17 protein-coding genes are annotated in these 17,658 nt (G+C 63.8%); 8 read left to right on the plus strand and 9 right to left on the minus strand.

Features of this window, described 5'->3' with window-relative positions; all coding sequences use genetic code 11:
- Nucleotides 1–3: 3 nt before the first annotated feature.
- From B4394_RS01805 to B4394_RS01815, 3 genes are read right to left on the minus strand one after another with little or no spacing between them, the layout of a single operon-like run.
- Nucleotides 4–522: a DUF3558 family protein gene (locus B4394_RS01805; protein WP_078314221.1), complete on the minus strand. Its 519-nt coding sequence runs from the start codon at nt 520–522 to the stop codon at nt 4–6.
- A gap of 32 nt (nt 523–554) precedes the next feature.
- Nucleotides 555–1,112, minus strand: coding sequence for a DUF3558 domain-containing protein (locus B4394_RS01810; RefSeq protein WP_078309524.1), 558 nt, complete (start codon nt 1,110–1,112; stop codon nt 555–557).
- Complete coding sequence (locus B4394_RS01815; RefSeq protein WP_170914961.1) at nt 1,109–1,639, minus strand: DUF3558 domain-containing protein; 531 nt, start codon at nt 1,637–1,639, stop codon at nt 1,109–1,111. The genes B4394_RS01810 and B4394_RS01815 overlap by 4 nt, the downstream gene beginning before the upstream one ends.
- Before the next feature lie 153 nt (nt 1,640–1,792).
- Here B4394_RS01815 and B4394_RS01820 point away from each other — a divergent pair, with 153 nt between their 5' ends.
- Complete coding sequence (locus B4394_RS01820; RefSeq protein ID WP_176138279.1) at nt 1,793–3,517, plus strand: ABC transporter ATP-binding protein; 1,725 nt, start codon at nt 1,793–1,795, stop codon at nt 3,515–3,517.
- Nucleotides 3,514–5,409, plus strand: coding sequence for an ABC transporter ATP-binding protein (locus B4394_RS01825; protein ID WP_078313959.1), 1,896 nt, complete (start codon nt 3,514–3,516; stop codon nt 5,407–5,409). Before B4394_RS01820 ends, B4394_RS01825 begins: the two co-directional genes overlap by 4 nt.
- Here the strand turns inward: B4394_RS01825 and abmR are convergent.
- The 4 genes from abmR to B4394_RS01845 form a co-directional block, all read right to left on the minus strand.
- Nucleotides 5,406–5,930, minus strand: coding sequence for an ATP-binding transcription factor AbmR (gene abmR / locus B4394_RS01830; RefSeq protein ID WP_078313960.1), 525 nt, complete (start codon nt 5,928–5,930; stop codon nt 5,406–5,408). The two genes, B4394_RS01825 and abmR, sit on opposite strands and share 4 nt — an antisense overlap.
- Before the next feature lie 75 nt (nt 5,931–6,005).
- On the minus strand, nt 6,006–6,212 hold the full coding sequence (locus B4394_RS01835; RefSeq protein ID WP_078313961.1) for a hypothetical protein: 207 nt from the start codon (nt 6,210–6,212) through the stop codon (nt 6,006–6,008).
- Nucleotides 6,213–6,241: 29 nt separating this feature from the next.
- Nucleotides 6,242–7,276: a mechanosensitive ion channel family protein gene (locus tag B4394_RS01840; RefSeq protein WP_078313962.1), complete on the minus strand. Its 1,035-nt coding sequence runs from the start codon at nt 7,274–7,276 to the stop codon at nt 6,242–6,244.
- A gap of 110 nt (nt 7,277–7,386) precedes the next feature.
- Nucleotides 7,387–8,715, minus strand: a complete 1,329-nt coding sequence (locus tag B4394_RS01845; RefSeq protein WP_078313963.1) for an HNH endonuclease signature motif containing protein — start codon at nt 8,713–8,715, stop codon at nt 7,387–7,389.
- 93 nt (nt 8,716–8,808) lie between these two features.
- On the opposite strand from B4394_RS01845, the gene B4394_RS01850 reads away from it, so the two are divergent.
- The 6 genes from B4394_RS01850 to B4394_RS01875 are packed head-to-tail and all read left to right on the plus strand — an operon-like array spanning nt 8,809 to nt 14,699.
- Nucleotides 8,809–9,228, plus strand: a complete 420-nt coding sequence (locus tag B4394_RS01850) for an HIT family protein (protein ID WP_078314223.1) — start codon at nt 8,809–8,811, stop codon at nt 9,226–9,228.
- A 49-nt stretch (nt 9,229–9,277) separates the two neighbouring features.
- Nucleotides 9,278–10,549, plus strand: a complete 1,272-nt coding sequence (locus B4394_RS01855; protein WP_078313964.1) for an MFS transporter — start codon at nt 9,278–9,280, stop codon at nt 10,547–10,549.
- A gap of 10 nt (nt 10,550–10,559) precedes the next feature.
- On the plus strand, nt 10,560–11,393 hold the full coding sequence (locus B4394_RS01860; RefSeq protein WP_078313965.1) for a mycofactocin-coupled SDR family oxidoreductase: 834 nt from the start codon (nt 10,560–10,562) through the stop codon (nt 11,391–11,393).
- Nucleotides 11,390–12,757, plus strand: coding sequence for an FAD-binding oxidoreductase (locus tag B4394_RS01865; RefSeq protein WP_078313966.1), 1,368 nt, complete (start codon nt 11,390–11,392; stop codon nt 12,755–12,757). The genes B4394_RS01860 and B4394_RS01865 overlap by 4 nt, the downstream gene beginning before the upstream one ends.
- Nucleotides 12,758–12,806: 49 nt before the next feature.
- The gene (locus B4394_RS01870; RefSeq protein WP_078313967.1) at nt 12,807–14,048 is read left to right on the plus strand and encodes a cytochrome P450; all 1,242 of its coding nucleotides are present in this window, start codon (nt 12,807–12,809) and stop codon (nt 14,046–14,048) included.
- 39 nt (nt 14,049–14,087) lie between these two features.
- A complete protein-coding gene (locus B4394_RS01875) occupies nt 14,088–14,699 on the plus strand; it encodes a TetR/AcrR family transcriptional regulator (RefSeq protein ID WP_078313968.1) in 612 nt (203 codons plus the stop codon).
- On the opposite strand, the gene B4394_RS01880 is transcribed toward B4394_RS01875, so the two are convergent.
- On the minus strand, nt 14,602–15,798 hold the full coding sequence (locus B4394_RS01880; protein ID WP_078313969.1) for an acyltransferase family protein: 1,197 nt from the start codon (nt 15,796–15,798) through the stop codon (nt 14,602–14,604). The two genes, B4394_RS01875 and B4394_RS01880, sit on opposite strands and share 98 nt — an antisense overlap.
- A complete protein-coding gene (locus tag B4394_RS01885; RefSeq protein WP_078313970.1) occupies nt 15,795–17,591 on the minus strand; it encodes a DEAD/DEAH box helicase in 1,797 nt (598 codons plus the stop codon). The genes B4394_RS01880 and B4394_RS01885 overlap by 4 nt, the downstream gene beginning before the upstream one ends.
- Nucleotides 17,592–17,658 lie beyond the last annotated feature (67 nt).

Consider the following 17,658-nt stretch of genomic DNA (forward strand, 5'->3'; position numbering starts at 1 on the left):
GCCTCAGACCTTCTCCGCCACCTGGGTGGACAGCTTCATCGCGCAATGGCACGCATCCGACGACGTGCCGTGACCCGCGCCAAGCAGCGTGACCGCCAATTCGAAGAACTGGTCGTCCCCGTACTCCAACGCGGTGACGCACATCCCGTAGGTCGAACTGATGAAGCCGCTCTTGCCTCCGGCCGAGAAGTCCTTGACCTCGTCGCGCGTTCGTTCCTCTCCTTCCCGCTCGCGGCCGATCGGGCTGCCCCGATACCAGGAGAGTGTGACGTTGGGGAGCGCACTCCAGGATCCGTTCGGAGACCACGTGCACCCGGCGGGGGTCTTTGCAATCAGCTTGAGGTCAGTCCGGCGCACAACGGCCGAGATATCGGGTGTGGTGAGGCTGCCGCACTCGGAGTACACCGGGCCGACCCGAATGTCATGCCCGGCTGTGACGTCGTGCCCGCCGAGTTCACGGTGGTGGCTAGAGCATCCGGCGCTGAACATGACTCCCGAGGCCACCACAAGACACAGCAGTATCCCGGCGATACGGGACGAGCGAACACGACCTGTCAGATATTCACTGACAGCGTCATCTCCATCAATTTGATTGCCTGCGTGCATGAGTCTCCGCCTTGGCCCTGCGGGTTGACCCACCATCCAACAACACCTGCGGCGTCGCTGGCAACTCCACAGGCGCCCGGCTGGTCCGGCGGCTTCATCACAATCGACGGAATGCCCTGGATCGCCCGTTCTTGGACGTTGTATTTCAGACTGTTCGCTGTGGCCTTTTCGGCGTCGAGGCTGCCGGTCTCGAACCAGAAGCGGGTGATGTCGACGAGGCCGCCGCTCTTACTCATGGCCTGCCACCGGCATAGCGCCCCCACAAAGGTGCTCTGAATGTCCCTTGGATCGGCGTCGACGGCCTTGGCCAGGACGTCCGTGGTGAGAACGTCACACTCCTTGAGCAGGTTGGGGTACTTCTGCTCAGCGGGCGTGCCGTCACCCAGATCGCCCTTGCCGGGCATGACCGCCTCACCGTCGACCGTGCCGCCGCAGCCTGCCGACGTGAGTGTGACCAGTGCGATGCAGGCCGCCGCGAACAGCGATTTCGTTTTCCGATGCGTCATTTCTTGGCCGCCTTGATGGACGTCTCGGTCAGCTGCTTAGCCACATCGCAGGGGTCGGGCGCACCTGATCCGGGCTCGAAGTTGATGGACCATTCGATGAAGTCGTTACCGAAGTCCATGCCGATCTCGCACAGCTTGGTCACGGTGCCCGGGTAGCCGTCGGTGGCGATAAATCCCTTGTACCCGGCGATCTCGATGTCCTCGACGCTCGGGCGCGTCCGTTCTTCGGTCGCGCGCTCGCGGCCAATGGGGCTGCCGCGGTACCAGTTGAAGGAGAAGTGCGGTCCCACGATGCTTCCACCGCGAAGCCAGACACAACCGACAGAGTTCTTGGCGGTGCCGACCAGGCCCACGACCTTGGTCATCTGCATCATCGCCTGGTCACTGATGCCGCCGCACTCCGTGAACATCGGCCCCTCGACGCCCTTGGACTTCGTCTGCGCCGGCGCCGTCGCGTTCGGCGCGGTGCCATTGGGCTCATCGGACTTATCACCGCCCGAACAGCCCGCCAACACCAGTGCAACCATCGCCAGCGCGACAGCACACTTGCCCCACACGTTGCGCGAATCCAAGCCCAACCTCACATGTGCACTGTAGCGGCACAAACCGGAGTCAACCACTGAGCTGCGGCTTTGTTGCGGGCCTGGTGTGCGACAGTGGTGCCCATGCCTCAGGGTCAGTTGCGGGCCCTTCTGGGACGCTACGTCCGCCCGTACCGCAGCCTCGTCGCGGTGGTCGTCATCCTGCAGACCCTCAGCACGCTGGCCTCCTTGTACCTACCGACCGTCAACGCCGCGATCATCGACGACGGTGTGGCACAGGGCGACACCCGAATGATCATGCGGCTCGGCATGGTGATGCTCGCCGTGACGCTGGTGCAGATCGCCTGCTCGATCGGCGCGGTGTATTTCGGTTCCAGAACAGGTATGGGGTTCGGCCGCGATATGCGATCGGCGCTGTTCCATCACATCACCGGGTTCTCCGCCGAGGAGTCCGCCCGATTCGGCGCGCCGACCCTGCTGACGCGCACCACCAACGATGTTCAGCAATTACAAGTGCTGGTGCAGATCACCTGCACCATGCTGGTGACGGCGCCGATCATGTGCGTCGGCGGAATCGCCATGGCGGTCCATCAGAATGCGGGCTTGTCCTGGCTGCTCATCGTGAGCATGCCCGCGCTCGGTGTGACCAATTGGTACATCGTGCGCTCGATGTTGCCGATCTTCCGCCGAATGCAACGACTCATCGACGGCATAAACCGCGTGATGCGAGAACAACTGACCGGTATTCGGGTCATCCGCGCATTCACACGGGAAGCAGTGGAGCGCAAACGATTTAGCGTCGCTGTCGCCGAGGTATCCGACACGGCGCTGGCCGCCGGACGATGGCAGGCCCTGATGCTGCCCACTACTTCATTGGTCATCAATACCTCCAGCGTGGCGCTGATCTGGTTCGGCGGGCTGCGGATCGACCAGGGACAGATGCAGGTGGGCTCGCTGGTGGCCTTCTTGTCCTACTTCTTGCAGATCCTCATGTCGATGATGATGCTCACCATGCTGGCCGTCATGGTGCCGCGCGCATCAGCGTGTGCCGAACGGATCACCGAGGTGTTCGAAACGGTGGGATCGATTACAGCACCGGCCGATCCGGTGCATGTGGACGCACTCGACCCGACCGTCGAGTTCACCGATGCCGGGTTCCGTTATCCCGGTGCCGAGCGTGCGGTGCTGGAAGGGGTTTCGTTCACGGCGCGACCAGGGACGGTCACCGCCGTGGTCGGCGCGACGGGCTGCGGTAAGAGCACGCTGCTGTCTTTGATCCCCCGCTTGCACGACGTGACCGCAGGTTCGGTACGTGTGGGCGGTCACGATGTTCGCCGATACGACCCTGAGGACCTTTGGATGGTTATGGGTCTGGTCCCGCAGCGGGGCTACTTGTTCTCCGGAACGGTGGAAAGCAACCTGCGCTACGGCAAGTCGGATGCCACCGAGGATGAGATGTGGGATGCGTTGCGCGTCGCGCAGGCGGCGGACTTTGTCCACGCGCACGCCTCGGGGCTGCAGATGCCGGTGTCGCAAGGCGGTATCAACTTTTCGGGCGGGCAGCGTCAGCGCATCGCGATCGCGCGGGCGGTGATTCGCCGCCCCGGCGTCTACCTGTTCGATGACGCGTTCTCCGCGCTGGATGTGCATACCGATGCGCGGTTACGGGAGGCGCTGCGTGCGGTCGCCGCGCACGCCACCGTGATTGTTGTGGCACAACGGATATCGACGGTGGTCGATGCCGACCAGATCGTGGTGCTGGAGGACGGCCGAGTGGCCGCGGTGGGCACCCACGCCGAACTGGCGGACCGCTGTGGGATGTACCAGGAGATCTGCGATTCGCAGGCGGTGCTGCCGGTATGACTGGGACGATCGGCTTTCGAGGTGTGCAACAAGGGCCGGCAGAACGTTCCCGGGACTTCCGCGGCACCGCCGTACGGATGGTGAGACGACTTGCTCCGCAACGTTTTCTGACCGCCATGGTGATCACTCTGTCCATGACCGGTATCGCGATCGGGGTCATCGGGCCCCGGATCCTGGGGCATGCCACCGATCTCTTGTTCAACGGGGTCATCGGACGGGAGTTGCCCGCCGAGCTCAGCAAGGAACAGGCCATCGAGGCGGCTCGGGCCCGCGGGGACGGCCAGTTCGCACAGATGCTTTCCGGCATGAACGTCACCCCCGGGACGGGTGTCGATTTTCACGCGGTGGGGATGACGCTGGCCCTGGCCTTGGGTATGTATCTGGCGGCCGGGTTACTGGCATGGGTACAGGCACGGCTTCTCAACGTCACCGTGCAGCGCACGGTGGTGGCGCTGCGTGCCGATGTAGAAGACAAACTGCATCGGCTTCCCTTGTCATACTTTGATTCCCGACAGCGCGGGGAAATCCTCAGCCGCGTAACCAACGATGTCGACAACATCCAGACGTCACTGCAGATGAGCATCAACCAGCTGCTGAGCTCAATGCTGACCCTGGTTGCCGTACTTGCCATGATGCTCAGCATCTCGCCGCTGCTGGCACTGATCACACTCGCGACCGTGCCCATGTCGCTATGGGTGACGCGCGCGATCGCCCGCCGCTCCCAACAGCTGTTCGTGGCGCAGTGGTCTAACACCGGGAAACTCAACGCACACATCGAGGCGACCTACAGCGGTTTCACCATCGTCAAGACCTACGGACACCGCGCCGAGGCAGAGGCAATCTTCGCCGATCGGAACGCCAAGGTCTACAGCAGCGCCTTTGGGGCACAGTTTTTCTCGGGATTGGTATCGCCCGCCACGGCGTTCATTGGAAACCTGAGCTATGTGGCAGTGGCGGTGGTGGGCGGCATGAAGGTGGCCTCCGGCGACCTGACGCTCGGCGGCATCCAGGCGTTCACGCAATACGTGCGGCAGTTCAATCAGCCCCTGACACAGGTCGCGGCGATGTACAACACCCTGCAGTCCGGACTCGCCAGCGCCGAAAGGGTTTTCGAGCTGCTGGACGAGGACGAGGAGCCGCCCGATCCGGCATCTCCGGCGACGGTCCCGGGCGGGACCCCGGGTGTCGAGTTCGATGACATCAGCTTTAGCTACTCCCCCGGCAACGCGGTGATCGAAGGGCTGTCGCTGCGCGTCGAACCGGGGCAAACGGTAGCGATCGTCGGGCCGACCGGGGCCGGAAAGACCACCCTGGTGAACCTGCTGATGCGCTTCTACGACATCGACTCCGGGCGGATACTGCTGGACGGCACTGATATCTCGACGATGAGCCGACATGATCTGCGGTCTCGGATGGGGATGGTGCTACAGGACACCTGGCTTTTCGGCGGCACTATCGCCGAGAACATCGCCTACGGGCGGCCCGAGGCCTCCGACGACGAGGTCCGCGAGGCTGCGCGTGCGGCATACGTGGACCGATTTGTGCGCACACTTCCCGACGGCTACGACACCAGGATCGCCGACGACGGTGAGAACATCAGCGCCGGAGAGAAGCAGTTGATCACCATCGCCCGTGCATTCCTGGCACGCCCGCAGCTGCTGATTCTCGACGAAGCGACGAGCTCGGTGGATACCCGCACCGAGCTACGAATCCAGCGGGCCATGGCCGAGCTGCGCCGGGACCGAACGAGTTTCATTATCGCCCATAGGCTTTCCACCATTCGCGATGCGGACCGCATTGTCGTGATGGACGGCGGCTGCGTCGTCGAGAGCGGCACTCACACGGAACTGCTGGCGCGCCGCGGCGCCTACTTCGCGATGACACAGGCCTAGAGCTGCGGACCTTGCGTCCGTAGGTCCCGAACCTCCGTCATGGCACCGCGCAGCTTGTCCAGCCAATCCTCGGCGTGTTCACCGACCAGCCGCACCGCCCACGCCAGCGCATCGGCACGGGAGCGGGCAACTCCGGCCTCCACCAGGGTGTCGAGTACCTGACGTTCGGGCTGCCGCAGCCGCGTCATCACCGGAACCGCGATGTGCGTGAACAGAATTCGCTCGGACTCGTCGGCGGTACCCACATCGACACCCCAGGAAACCTTGCGCCCGTACCGAGCCTGCGCCTCGTCGGCGATGCGCATTCGATGGGAGCGGGTCTCTTCCCGGAAACGCGAGGCCCGGCCTGCGGCGCGCGCCTCGCTCTCGTTGTCACCCTCATCCGCGGGTAGCCGACCGATGACGGTGATCTCTTCGCGGTCGACGACGACTTCGGGATCACCACTGAACCAGCCGTCGGGCAGGCGCCCGGCGAACCAATCCGCGGCGTCGGAGGCGTCGGACTGTTGATCTCGTTTCATGATTACAAAATTACACGCTTACAAAATTCAGAGTGTTCGCTTACAGCGAACAATGTGGGGGCGGCGACCGCTACGTCAGCTGCGGCGCATGACGACCGCGGCACCGCCGGCGAGCACGATGACCACTGCCAGGACCAACGCCCATCCGAGACCGGCGAGCCACCACACGGCGCCGAGAGCGGCCAGTACCGGGGCAGCCACGAACAGCGCCATCCCCGGGTGCTGACGGATCACCGCCAGCGCGGCATTTGCCCGCTGCTTGTCGATTTCCTTACCAGCCATATCACCAGCGTACTGCGCATCGGCGGCAGTCAGCGGTCTACTTTCTCCAGAATCTCGGCATCTGCACGCAGTAACCCGTCGAGATAGAGCGGGCGGATAGCGTTCTCGTCGAATGCGACGAGAATCCGGCGCCGCAGCTCGCGCTCCACCGCCCACTGCGCATTCGCACGAACGGCGACCGTCAAACGCAGACTGATCGCGTCGGTGGTGATTGCGTCCACCCCCAGCATCTCCGGAGCTCCGAGGACCTCCCGCCGTAGCGCATCGTCGGCGACCGCCCGCTCAGCAGCCTCGAGCGCCACCTTGCAGGCCAGGTCGACATCGGCGCTGTAAGACACGGGCAGTTGCAGGAAGGCCACCGCATAGTCCTGACTGAAATTGCCTACGCGTGCGATCCCACCATTGCGCACGTACCAGAGAGTGCCGTGCAGGTCGCGCACCGTGGTGATACGCATACCGACGCTCTCGACGGTGCCTACCGCATCACCGACGTCCACCACATCGCCGACGCCGTACTGGTCCTCAAACAACATGAATATTCCGGTGATGAAGTCCCGCACCAGGTTTTGCGCGCCAAAACCAAGCGCGACACCGACGATCCCCGCAGATGCGATAAAGGGAGCCACGTTCACTCCCAGGATCGCAAGCGACTGCAGAATCACCCACACGAGCACGAGAAACGAGACGGCCGACTTGAGAACGGAGCCAAGGGTCTGCGCACGCTGTGCTCGGCGTTTGCGCCTGCGCGCGTCACGGGCCGGGTCCTGAGCGCGTCCCCGCAGTGTGCGCACGACCGAGGGCCGCCGCTCGGCCTCGTCGAGAGCTGCGTTCTCCGCCGTATCCGGTGCGCGGCGCGTGAAGAGCGACCATCGGCTGCGGCTCTCCGACTGATCCGTCCGCTCGGCGCCTTGAACCAGCCGATCGATCGCCCGGTGAAATACGTACCGCACCACCAGCGCCAGAACGACGTAGATCGCGATGTCGACCGGCTTGTGGATCAGCCAATCCCGGCCGGACTCGGACAATTGGATTGCTAGGTCTGACACCACCCCGAGGGTACCCATTGAGAACGATCCCGCGAGTGGGCAAAGGCACAGAGGCCGCCTTGCGCGGCTCCAAAACTGTTTGCCCCGTGGGGAACTCAACGTGGATCCCAACACGCACACCAAAACCCTTACAGCAAAGGAGAATAAGGCGTCTCCTGCAGGTGGTGGTTGGTGGTGATTGGGTCACCAAGATCGAGCTGTGGTGGGGGTATCCATTCGGTGGTGCCGTTGGGGTGTTTTCGGGTGGTCCAGCCGTGGTTGAGGAGGCGGTGGTGGGGTGCGCAGGCGAAGGTGAGGTTGTCGATGTCGGTGGGGCCGCCATCGGCCCATTGGTTGATGTGGTGGACCTGGCAGAGGTATCCGGGGACAGTGCAGTCGGGGTGGGTGCAGCCGCGGTCTTGGGCGTGCAACACAATCCGCTGATCTGCCAATGCGATGCGTTTAGAACGTCCCAGATACAACGGTCGGCCATCGTCATCGAAAATCGTCAGGTAGTGGTGGGCGTGGGTGGCCATGCGGATCACATCGCGCATCGGTAGCCGGGTGCCGGCGCCGGTGGTGGCGATTCCGGCGGCATCTTCGAGCTCTTTGAGGGTGGTGGTGACCACGACGGTGACCGGTAGTCCGTGATGGGAGCCGAGCTGTCCGGAGGCCAGGGTGAATCGCAGGCAGGTACGCAGCGCGTCGTGGTTGCGTTGCGCCGATGTTCGGGTATCTCGTTCGGCGGCTTCGGGTGCCGGTTCGCTGTCGACCATCGGTGTTTGATCGTTCGGGTTGCACATGCCGGGTGCGGCGAGTTTGGCCAGCACCGCATCCAGGTAGGCGCGCGTCTCCGGATCTAACAATCCGGAGATGGGTGACATGCCGTCAAAGCCCTGCTGCCCGATCGTGACTCCTCGGCGCCGGGCCCGATCCATATCGCAGAATTCACCGTCGGGGTTCAACAACGCCATCATCCGGTCGGCGCCCACCCGCAGTGCTTCGGGCCCAAACCCGGTAGCCATAGCCGCAAGTTGCGCCTCGGCGGCCTGGCGGGTCGGGGCATCCACCACCACCGGCAGCCGGTCAAAGAACGTGCGGATGATCCGCACATGCTCGTCCCCGATATCGCCGCGAGATAGCGCGGCGGCCACCTTCGGCAACCGCGGCGCCAACGCTTCACCCGTCAGCGCCTGCCGCGGCGCCAGCTGTTCAGCATCGGCGATCCGGCGCCGGGCCGCACCCCTGCTGATATGCAGGCGCCGCGACAACACATCGGCATGCGAAGTGCCACCCAACTCGATCGGCGCACCGCGTTGCACGAGCTGGGCCGTACCGGACAACGAGACGGACATGAGCCGGCGTTGAACCACTTCAAGGCGGGCCAGCACCGCAAGTAGTTCGGGGTTAGCGAGCCCATCAAAGACGTCAGCGCAGAAGGCATCAACCGCCGCCTCCAACACCACAATCGAACTCATGTTCGAATACTAACGGTGCCCACCGACAACTAACCGCACCCTGAAACAACTGTGACAGAAGTGAATTCACTGCGGACCCGCTACGGTGTGCTCATGTCCTGTGTCTTCTGCGCCATTGTTGCCGGCGAGTCGCCATCGTTCCCCGTATACGAGGACGAGACGACACTCGCCTTCCTCGATATCCGCCCCATCACCCGTGGACACACCTTGGTAATCCCGAAGTCCCACGCTCAGGACCTCACGGATCTGAAGCCCGATGATGCCGCCGCCATCATGACCGTGGGACAGCGAATCGCCAACGCCATGCGCGATTCGAAGCTGCAGAGCGAAGGCACCAACCTGGCCCTCAATGACGGCCGCGTCGCGTTCCAGACGGTCATGCACGCGCACCTGCATGTGGTGCCACGACGCGGAGGCGACAAACTTGCCTTCGCAAAGGGATTCATGATCCGTCGAGATCCCGACCTGGAATCCACAGCTCGCATCGTTCGCGAGGCAGTGCAAGCCAACTAGCAAAAATCACTCGACCACCCGCACTATCCGCTGATACGTTTTCGGCGACATGTCCACTCCGACGGCGGATTCGCCGACAATTGATCAGGTGAATCGCCGGCCGGTATTCCTGCTGCTCTTCGCATCTGTTGTGGCCGCCATCGGCAACGGTGTGTCGATCGTCGCGCTCCCCTGGCTAGTTCTGCAGCGCACCGGCTCTGCCGCGGATGCCGCAATCGTTGCCGCCGCCGGAACCTTGCCGCTGGTCTTCTCCACCCTGATCTCGGGAACGGCGGTCGACTTCTTCGGACGCCGCAAGATGTCGATCATCTCCGACGTCCTGTCTCTGTTATCCGTTTCGGCCATACCGATTCTGGCCATGACCACCGGACTCAGCGTGCCGCTGCTCGCGGCTCTCGCCGCGGTCGGTGCCATCTTCGACCCCGCCGGAATCACCGCACGTGAATCGATGCTGCCCGCCGCCGCGAAGGCTGCCGGCTGGTCGCTCGACCGGATGAACAGCATGTACGAGGCGGTGTTCAACGTCGCGTACATCGTGGGCCCGGGTCTGGGCGGTCTGCTGATCGCCTCCATCGGCGGCGTCAACACCATGTGGGCCACCGCGTCGACCTTCGTCGTGTCCGTCGCGGCAATCGCCTTCCTCAAGGTCGAGGGTGGCGGGAAACCGGCCGCCGAAACCAAGCCCACCGGCGTCATCAGCGGTGTGGTCGAGGGATTGAAATTCGTCTGGAACGTCAAGATCCTGCGCACCTTGGCGCTTATCGACATGGCCATCACAGCGCTCTATCTGCCCATCGAAAGTGTGCTGCTGCCCAAGCACTTCAGCGATGCCGGGACTCCCCAGCAGCTCGGCTGGATACTCATGTTCATCTCGGTCGGCGGGCTGCTCGGTGCTCTCGGGTACGCCACCATGGTGCGCCACGTCCAACGCCGCACCATCATGCTGTGTGCCACCTTCACCGCCGGCATCACCACGCTGGGCATGTCTTTCCTGCCACCCATCGCGGTCCTGCTGATGCTCGGAGCATGCCTGGGCTTCATCTACGGACCAGTGGCGCCGATCGCCAACTACGTCATGCAGACCCGCTCCCCCGAGCACTTGCGCGGGCGGGTGGTGGGCGTCATGACGTCCACGGCATACTGCGCCGGGCCGCTCGGGTTCATGCTCGCCGGCCCCATCGCCGACAAGTTTGGCGTTGCCTCGACCCTGACGATCATCGGCATACCGATGCTCCTGATCGCCGTCGCCAGCACTCGGATGCCCGTCTTACGAGAGTTGGACCGCGAGGAACAGCAGCCCCACAAGGATCCAACTCGGTAGGGTCGGCTCCGTGGCTGACTTCGAGGGAAGAATTGCACTGATCACCGGCGGCGCACGCGGCATGGGTCGTTCACACGCCCTGGCGCTCGCCGAGGCGGGCGCCGATATCGCGATCTGTGATCGCTGTGAGAACAGCGATGTCGTCGGGTACCCGCTGGCTACCGAGGATGACCTCGCCGAGACGGTCGCCATGGTGGAAAAGACCGGACGCCAGTGCATCTCGGCCAAGGTCGACGTGAAGGATCGCGCCGCACTGGAATCGTTTGTCGCCGAAACCGAGGACTCACTCGGCGGAATCGACATCGCCATCACCAACGCCGGTATCAGCACCATCGCGCTGCTGCCCGAGGTTGACTCCGCTCAGTGGGACGAGGTCATCGGCACCAATCTCACCGGCACCTTCAACACCATCGCGGCTGTGGCGCCCGGCATGATCAAGCGGAACTACGGCCGCATCATCACGGTCTCCTCAATGCTCGGGCACAGCGCGACATGGGCTCAGGCGTCCTATGTCTCGTCCAAGTGGGGTGTCATCGGGCTGACGAAGGTCGCCGCACATGACCTCGTCGGCTACGGCATCACCGTCAACGCCGTCGCACCGGGAAACGTCGAAACTCCCATGACCCAAAATGATTTCGTATTCGGCACCATGCGGCCTGACCTGGAGAAGCCCACACTCAAGGACGTCGAATCCGTCTTCGCGTCGCTGCACCTGCAGTATGCACCCTTCCTCAAGCCCGCGGAGGTCACCCGTGCCGTGTTGTTCCTGGCCGACGAGGCCAGTTCACACATCACCGGCACGGTGCTGCCGATCGACGCCGGCGCGACAGCACGGATGATATGAGCCAGACCGCCCTCCACGAGCTCGCGACGACCCTCGGCGAGGGCGCGGTCATCACCGACCCCGATATCACCGCCTCCTATCGACAGGACCGCGCCTTCGATCCGGACGCCGGAACACCTCTCGCGGTGGTACGTCCCAGCAGCACGGAAGAGGTTTCGGCGACCCTGAAATGGGCCAGCGCGCATCACATCCCCGTCGTTCCCCGCGGTGCGGGAACTGGGTTATCCGGCGGTTCCACCGCCCAGGACGGCGCCATCGTGTTGTCGACCGAGCGGATGCGCGCCATCTCCATCGACACCACCACTCGTGTGGCGATCGCCCAGCCCGGCGCTCTCAACGCGGAAGTCAAGGCCACTGCTGCCGAACATGGCCTGTGGTACCCGCCGGATCCATCATCCTTCGAGATCTGCAGCATCGGCGGCAACATCGCGACCAACGCCGGCGGACTGTGTTGCGTCAAGTACGGAGTCACCACCGATTACGTGCTGGGTATGCACATCGTACTAGCCGATGGCACGATCCTGCGACTGGGTGGGCCCCGTCTGAAAGATGTTGCTGGACTGAGCCTTACGAAACTTTTTGTCGGCAGCGAGGGCACACTCGGCGTGATTACCGAGGTCACTCTGCGGCTATTGCCCCCGCAACCGCCGCCGTGCACCGTGGTGGCGACATTCAATTCGGTGACCGAGGCCGCCGACGCGGTGCTCGCGATCACCGCGCTGATCCGGCCCTCCATGCTGGAGTTCATGGACTCGGTGGCGATCAACGCGGTCGAGGACAAACTGAGAATGGGACTGGACCGCGAGGCCGCCGCCATGCTCGTCGCCCGCTCCGATGAACGCGGGAAAACCGCCGCGGAGGATGCCGAGCTCATCGCACAGATCTTCACCGATCATCATGCCGCCGAGGTCTTTTCCACCGATGACCAGGACGAGGGCGAGGCATTCGTCGCGGCACGAAGATTCGCCATTCCGGCCGTGGAGGCAAAGGGCACCTTGCTGCTCGAAGACGTGGGCGTCCCGCTGCCGAAGCTGGCCGAACTGGTGAAGGGCGTGGAAGCCATTGCCGCACAACACCGGTTGCTCATCTCGGTAATCGCACACGCCGGTGACGGCAACACCCATCCGCTGATCGTGCACGACCCCAGCGACCCCGACGAATCACAGCGTGCCCATGCCGCATTCGGCGAGATCATGAACTTGGCGATCTCACTGGGAGGCACCATCACCGGCGAGCACGGCGTGGGGCGGCTCAAAAAGCCATGGCTGGGCGGCCAGGTCGGCCCGGAGGTGCTGGAGGTCAACCGCCGAATCAAGCAGGCACTTGACCCCGAGGGCATCCTCAACCCCGGCACCCTGATCTAGTTCCTCACTGGATATTGACACATTAGGTGACATGCCTTACACATAAGACATGTCACTCGATGTGTCTCATACGGTTGTGCCGCGTTATGTCCCCGGAGCCGCGGACAACTGGACCAATCCCTGGCCCATGTACACGGCGCTGCGTGATCACGACCCGGTGCACCATGTGGTGCCCGAGCACACGCCCACCGACGACTATTACGTGCTCACCCGGCATGCCGACGTCTACGAAGCGGCTCGTGACTGGGAAACGTTCTCCTCGGCGCGGGGTCTCACCGTCATGTACGGCGATCTGGAGAAGACCGGCATGGGCGACAACCCGCCCATGGTCATGCAGGACCCGCCCACGCATACCGACTTCCGCAAGCTCGTCTCCCGCGGATTCACACCGCGACAGGTCACCGCCGTGGAGCCCAAGGTGCGCGAGTTCGTGGTGGAGCGCCTTGAGCGCCTCAAGGAGCGCGGCGAGGGCGATATCGTCGTCGAGCTGTTCAAGCCCCTGCCCTCGATGGTCGTCGCGCACTATCTCGGGGTGCCCGAAGAGGACCGCGCACAGTTCGACATCTGGACCGACGGCATCGTCGCGGCAGCGGCCGGCGGTGCGATCGACATCGAGACCATGCAGGGCGAGGTCGCTCAGACCATCGGTGAACTGATGATGTACTTCACCGGACTCATCGAGCGGCGGCGCGCCGAACCCGAGGACGACACCGTGTCCCACCTCGTTGCCGCCGGAGTGGGAGCCGACGGAGACATCAGCGGAACGCTCCAAATCCTCGGATTCGCGTTCACCATGGTGACCGGCGGCAACGACACAACCACCGGAATGCTCGGCGGTGCAATACAACTGCTGCACCAGAATCCCGATCAACGCCAGAAACTGATCGACGATCCCTCACTCATCCCGGGGGCAGTCGAGGAGTTTCTGCGCCTGACATCTCCGGTGCAGGGTCTGGCGCGAACCGCGACCCGCGACGTCACCTTCGGCGACACCACCATTGCCGCGGGGCGGCGTGCGCTACTGCTCTATGGCAGCGCCAACCGGGACGAGCGCGAGTACGGCGAAGATGCGGGCGAATTGGATGTGCTCCGAAAGCCACGCAACATCCTCACCTTCAGCCACGGGAATCACCACTGCCTGGGAGCCGCCGCGGCTCGTATGCAGTCACGGGTAGCTCTCGAGGAACTGCTCACCCGCATACCGGATTTCGAGGTCGACCTCGACGGGGTCACCTGGGCGGGCGGCTCGTATGTGCGAAGGCCCCTGACGGTACCCATCCGCGTGCGATGATCTTGCGATGAGCCGATTGCGCGAAGAGCGCGAACCAGCATGAGCTGGTTGGCCGACACGAGGACATCGGTGGCCGCCGAGAAAATTCTCGACGCGGCCGCCGAGCTGTTCGTGCGTGACGGCGTCGCCGCTGTCGGCATGAACGAGATCGCCAAGGCCGCCGGCTGTTCCCGGGCGACTCTGTACCGGTACTTCGAGAATCGCGAGGCGCTGCACATCGCTTATGTGCACCGCGAGGCCAGGGCCATCACCGGGCAGGTCACCGCAGCGGTCGCCGACATCGACGATCCGACAGAGCGTCTGGTCAGCGCCGTGCTCATCAGCCTCGGCTTGGTCCGTGACAACCCGGCCCTATCGGCCTGGTTCCGCCCCGGCGAATATGTCGGCGGCTCGCTGGCGTTGCATTCGGAGGTGCTGAACGCCATGGTGTCGGCGTTTGTCAACGGCACAGCGGCGGATTCCGAATCTCACCTGCGAGCCAAATGGTATGTCCGGATGATTATCTCGCTGCTTTCCTACCCCGAGGACAACCCCGGGGACGAGCGCACTCTCATCACTGAGTTCGTTGCGCCAATGATTTCCGTAGACGTGAACCCCACACCAGCAGCATCTGCGCAGCCCGGTGGATCAGCCACGACGCAGGCACGCTGACCACCATCGTCACCAGGAACACGATCACCACCGACCCGGTGTAGACGTGGTAGTGCAGCAGATCAACCATCACGATCTCCATCAGGATCATGTGGATGAGGAACAGCTCGTAAGAGATCTCACCCAGCCACACCATGGGCCGCGATGCGAGAAACCTGACATACCAGCCGGTGTCACCCAACCCGGCGGGCGCGACCAACAACGTCGCGATCACAACGTAGAAGATGGATTTGGTCAGCGCTTGCGGCAGCGCCCACGGCGAGGTAGTCGGGTCTCCTGCTATCCGCGTGGACACGATGAGGTAGCAGATGATCGCGAGCGGCACCGTCACCAAGGCATAGCAGCGCACGCCCATGACGGCCAGAACAGACAAAATCATGCCGCCCACGAACCACGACAGGTAGGCGGGAAGCCACAGTTTCGCTCCGTCAGGCAAGGCACTGACGGTGTACACCACGGTCATCCACCCCGGAGTCACCAACACCAGGGCGCCCAAACCGACCAGCAGGCGCACCGGACGCCGGTGTCCCCCACAGAGTTTCTTGATCAACAGCCATGCCAAGAACGGCAATGCGACATAGAACGCCGCTTCGACGGCAAGGCTCCAGATCTGCGTCATGCCTTGGTGGATATAGCGATATCCATAGTTAGAGGTGTAGATCTGGGTGAGCGTGAGGTTTCGAAGCAAGCCCAACCAGGTGTGTCCGGGGTTCGGATACTGGTCCCGGATGTGATACCAGATGTACGCGATGGCCACGAGAATCCAGTAGGCCGGCATGATGCGCCGAAACCTGTGCCAGGCATAGCGTCTCACCGAGGGTGAGGCGGTACCGTCGGCGGCCGCCCGCACCCACGGCAGGAACAGCAGAAAACCCGACAACACAAAGAAGATCGGTACACCGATCTCCAAACGGGCCTGCATCAGGTGCAGATACGCACGCCACGGGGAAACACCGTCGACGACATAGTTCCCCGTGCTGTAGGCCGCATGGGTGGCCACCACGAGGGTCGCGGCCACCGCGCGGATACCCGTGAGCGCAGCGACGCGTCCCGGACCGTGGACGACGGGGGCACTGTCAGTCGCGGGGACCGCCGTCATGGTTTCTTGGGGGACCGCTTGGGACGCTTCGCCTCCGACCGTTTGTGGTCCGTGTGCTTATGGTCTGGGTGCTTGCGATCCGTGAACTTACGGGCGGGACGCGCAGCGTCGGCCCCGCCTGCGAGGCGCAGCTCGATGAGCACACCGGAGATCCGGGTGCTTTCCAGCGCCTTCAGCGTCTTGGGCGACATCTTGGCGGGCAACTCGACAAGTGAGTGGTCAGGCCGGATCGTTATGTGACCGAAGTCGCTGCGGTGCAAACCGCCTTCGTTGGCTATCGCCCCCACGATGGCGCCGGGCATCACCTTGTGCCGCTTGCCGACGGCGATGCGGTACGTCGCCAGCCCAGGAGTTCCCGGACGTGCCTCGCGGGGCCCGCGCTCGGGGCGCTCCCCGCGCTCCTGGCGCGGGTCACGGGGCGGATCGGGCTTGAGCAGGAACTGCTCGCCGTCGCGCGACAGCACCGCCAGCGCCGCGGCGATATCGGCCACCGGCACGTCGTTATCGCGTTCGTAGTCCTCGACGAGCCGACGGAAGAGCTCGACCTCCGGTGCCGAGAGCGCGGCCGTGATGGCATCGCGGAACTTCGTCACCCGCTGGGCGTTGACATCGTCAACCGAGGGCAGCGCCTCCTCGACAAGCTTGGCCCCGGTGGCCTTCTCGATGGCCTTGAGCAGGTGCCGTTCCCGTGGAGAGACGAACAACACCGCAGTACCCGAGCGGCCCGCGCGACCGGTGCGGCCGATGCGGTGCACATACGACTCGGTGTCGTGCGGGATGTCGTAGTTGAGCACATGGGAGATGCGCTCGACGTCCAGGCCACGCGCGGCGACATCGGTGGCGACCAGAATGTCGATGGCACCGCTCTTCAGCCCGTTGATGGTGCGCTCGCGCTGCGACTGGTTGATATCGCCGTTGATCGCAGCCGCCGCGAACCCGCGCGCCTTGAGCTTGTCGGCCACCTCCTCGGTGGCCTGTTTGGTCCTGACGAACACGATCATCGCCTCGAAGGTCTCGACCTCGAGGATCCGGGTAAGGGCGTCCATCTTGCGCTGCCCGGCCACCTGGATAAAGCGCTGCCTGATGTTCTCGGCAGTGGAGGTCTTCGCCTCGACCTTGATCTCCACCGGATCATGCAGATACTTCTTGGTCAGTCGCCGGATGGTCGCGGGCATGGTGGCTGAGAACAGGGCCACCTGCTTGTATTCGGGGGTGTCGGCCAGGATGCGTTCGACATCCTCGGCGAAGCCCATGGTGAGCATCTCATCGGCCTCGTCCAGCACCAGGTAGTCCAGGTGCGAGAGGTCAAGCGTGCCGCGCTCCAAGTGATCGATGACACGCCCGGGCGTGCCGACCACCACATGGGCGCCCCTCTTGAGACCCGATAGCTGGACGACATACGACTGGCCACCGTAAATCGGCAGCACGTTCAGCCGGGGCATATGTGCCCCGTATCGGCCGAATGCCTCGGCAACCTGTAGGGCCAGCTCGCGCGTCGGCGCAAGCACCAGTGCCTGAGTGTTTTTCGAGGTCAGGTCGATTTTCGAGAGGATAGGGATGGCGAACGCCGCCGTCTTCCCGGTACCGGTCTGCGCCAGTCCCACGACGTCCGAGCCTGCGAGCAGCGGCGGGATGGTGGCAGCCTGGATCGCCGAGGGTGTTTCGTACCCCACGTCGGACACCGCACGCAGCACCTCGGGGGCAATCTGTAGGTCCGCGAAGGTGACGGCGTCATCCGCGCGTGGTGCAGTCGAGTCGCCGGTGTCGGGCGTGGGGATATCTGTAGAGGTCATGGCGTCAAGAAGTCTAGGCGCTAGCGCGCTCAACTCCCGCCTCCAGCGCATCTTTGGTAAATGTCGG

The sequence above is a fragment of the Mycobacterium sp. D16Q16 genome (assembly GCF_002013745.1).
GTDB lineage: Bacteria > Actinomycetota > Actinomycetes > Mycobacteriales > Mycobacteriaceae > Mycobacterium.

Coding starts and splice junctions, on each gene's coding strand:
- B4394_RS01810 (WP_078309524.1), bottom strand. CDS start 1,112: ATGACGCATCGGAAAACGAAATCGCTGTTCGCGGCGGCCTGCATCGCA.
- B4394_RS01850 (WP_078314223.1), top strand. CDS start 8,809: ATGTCCTGTGTCTTCTGCGCCATTGTTGCCGGCGAGTCGCCATCGTTC.
- B4394_RS01855 (WP_078313964.1), top strand. CDS start 9,278: ATGTCCACTCCGACGGCGGATTCGCCGACAATTGATCAGGTGAATCGC.
- B4394_RS01835 (WP_078313961.1), bottom strand. CDS start 6,212: ATGGCTGGTAAGGAAATCGACAAGCAGCGGGCAAATGCCGCGCTGGCG.
- B4394_RS01865 (WP_078313966.1), top strand. CDS start 11,390: ATGAGCCAGACCGCCCTCCACGAGCTCGCGACGACCCTCGGCGAGGGC.
- B4394_RS01845 (WP_078313963.1), bottom strand. CDS start 8,715: ATGAGTTCGATTGTGGTGTTGGAGGCGGCGGTTGATGCCTTCTGCGCT.
- abmR (WP_078313960.1), bottom strand. CDS start 5,930: ATGAAACGAGATCAACAGTCCGACGCCTCCGACGCCGCGGATTGGTTC.
- B4394_RS01840 (WP_078313962.1), bottom strand. CDS start 7,276: ATGGGTACCCTCGGGGTGGTGTCAGACCTAGCAATCCAATTGTCCGAG.
- B4394_RS01870 (WP_078313967.1), top strand. CDS start 12,807: ATGTCACTCGATGTGTCTCATACGGTTGTGCCGCGTTATGTCCCCGGA.
- B4394_RS01825 (WP_078313959.1), top strand. CDS start 3,514: ATGACTGGGACGATCGGCTTTCGAGGTGTGCAACAAGGGCCGGCAGAA.
- B4394_RS01815 (WP_170914961.1), bottom strand. CDS start 1,639: ATGGTTGCACTGGTGTTGGCGGGCTGTTCGGGCGGTGATAAGTCCGAT.
- B4394_RS01875 (WP_078313968.1), top strand. CDS start 14,088: ATGAGCTGGTTGGCCGACACGAGGACATCGGTGGCCGCCGAGAAAATT.
- B4394_RS01880 (WP_078313969.1), bottom strand. CDS start 15,798: ATGACGGCGGTCCCCGCGACTGACAGTGCCCCCGTCGTCCACGGTCCG.
- B4394_RS01885 (WP_078313970.1), bottom strand. CDS start 17,591: ATGACCTCTACAGATATCCCCACGCCCGACACCGGCGACTCGACTGCA.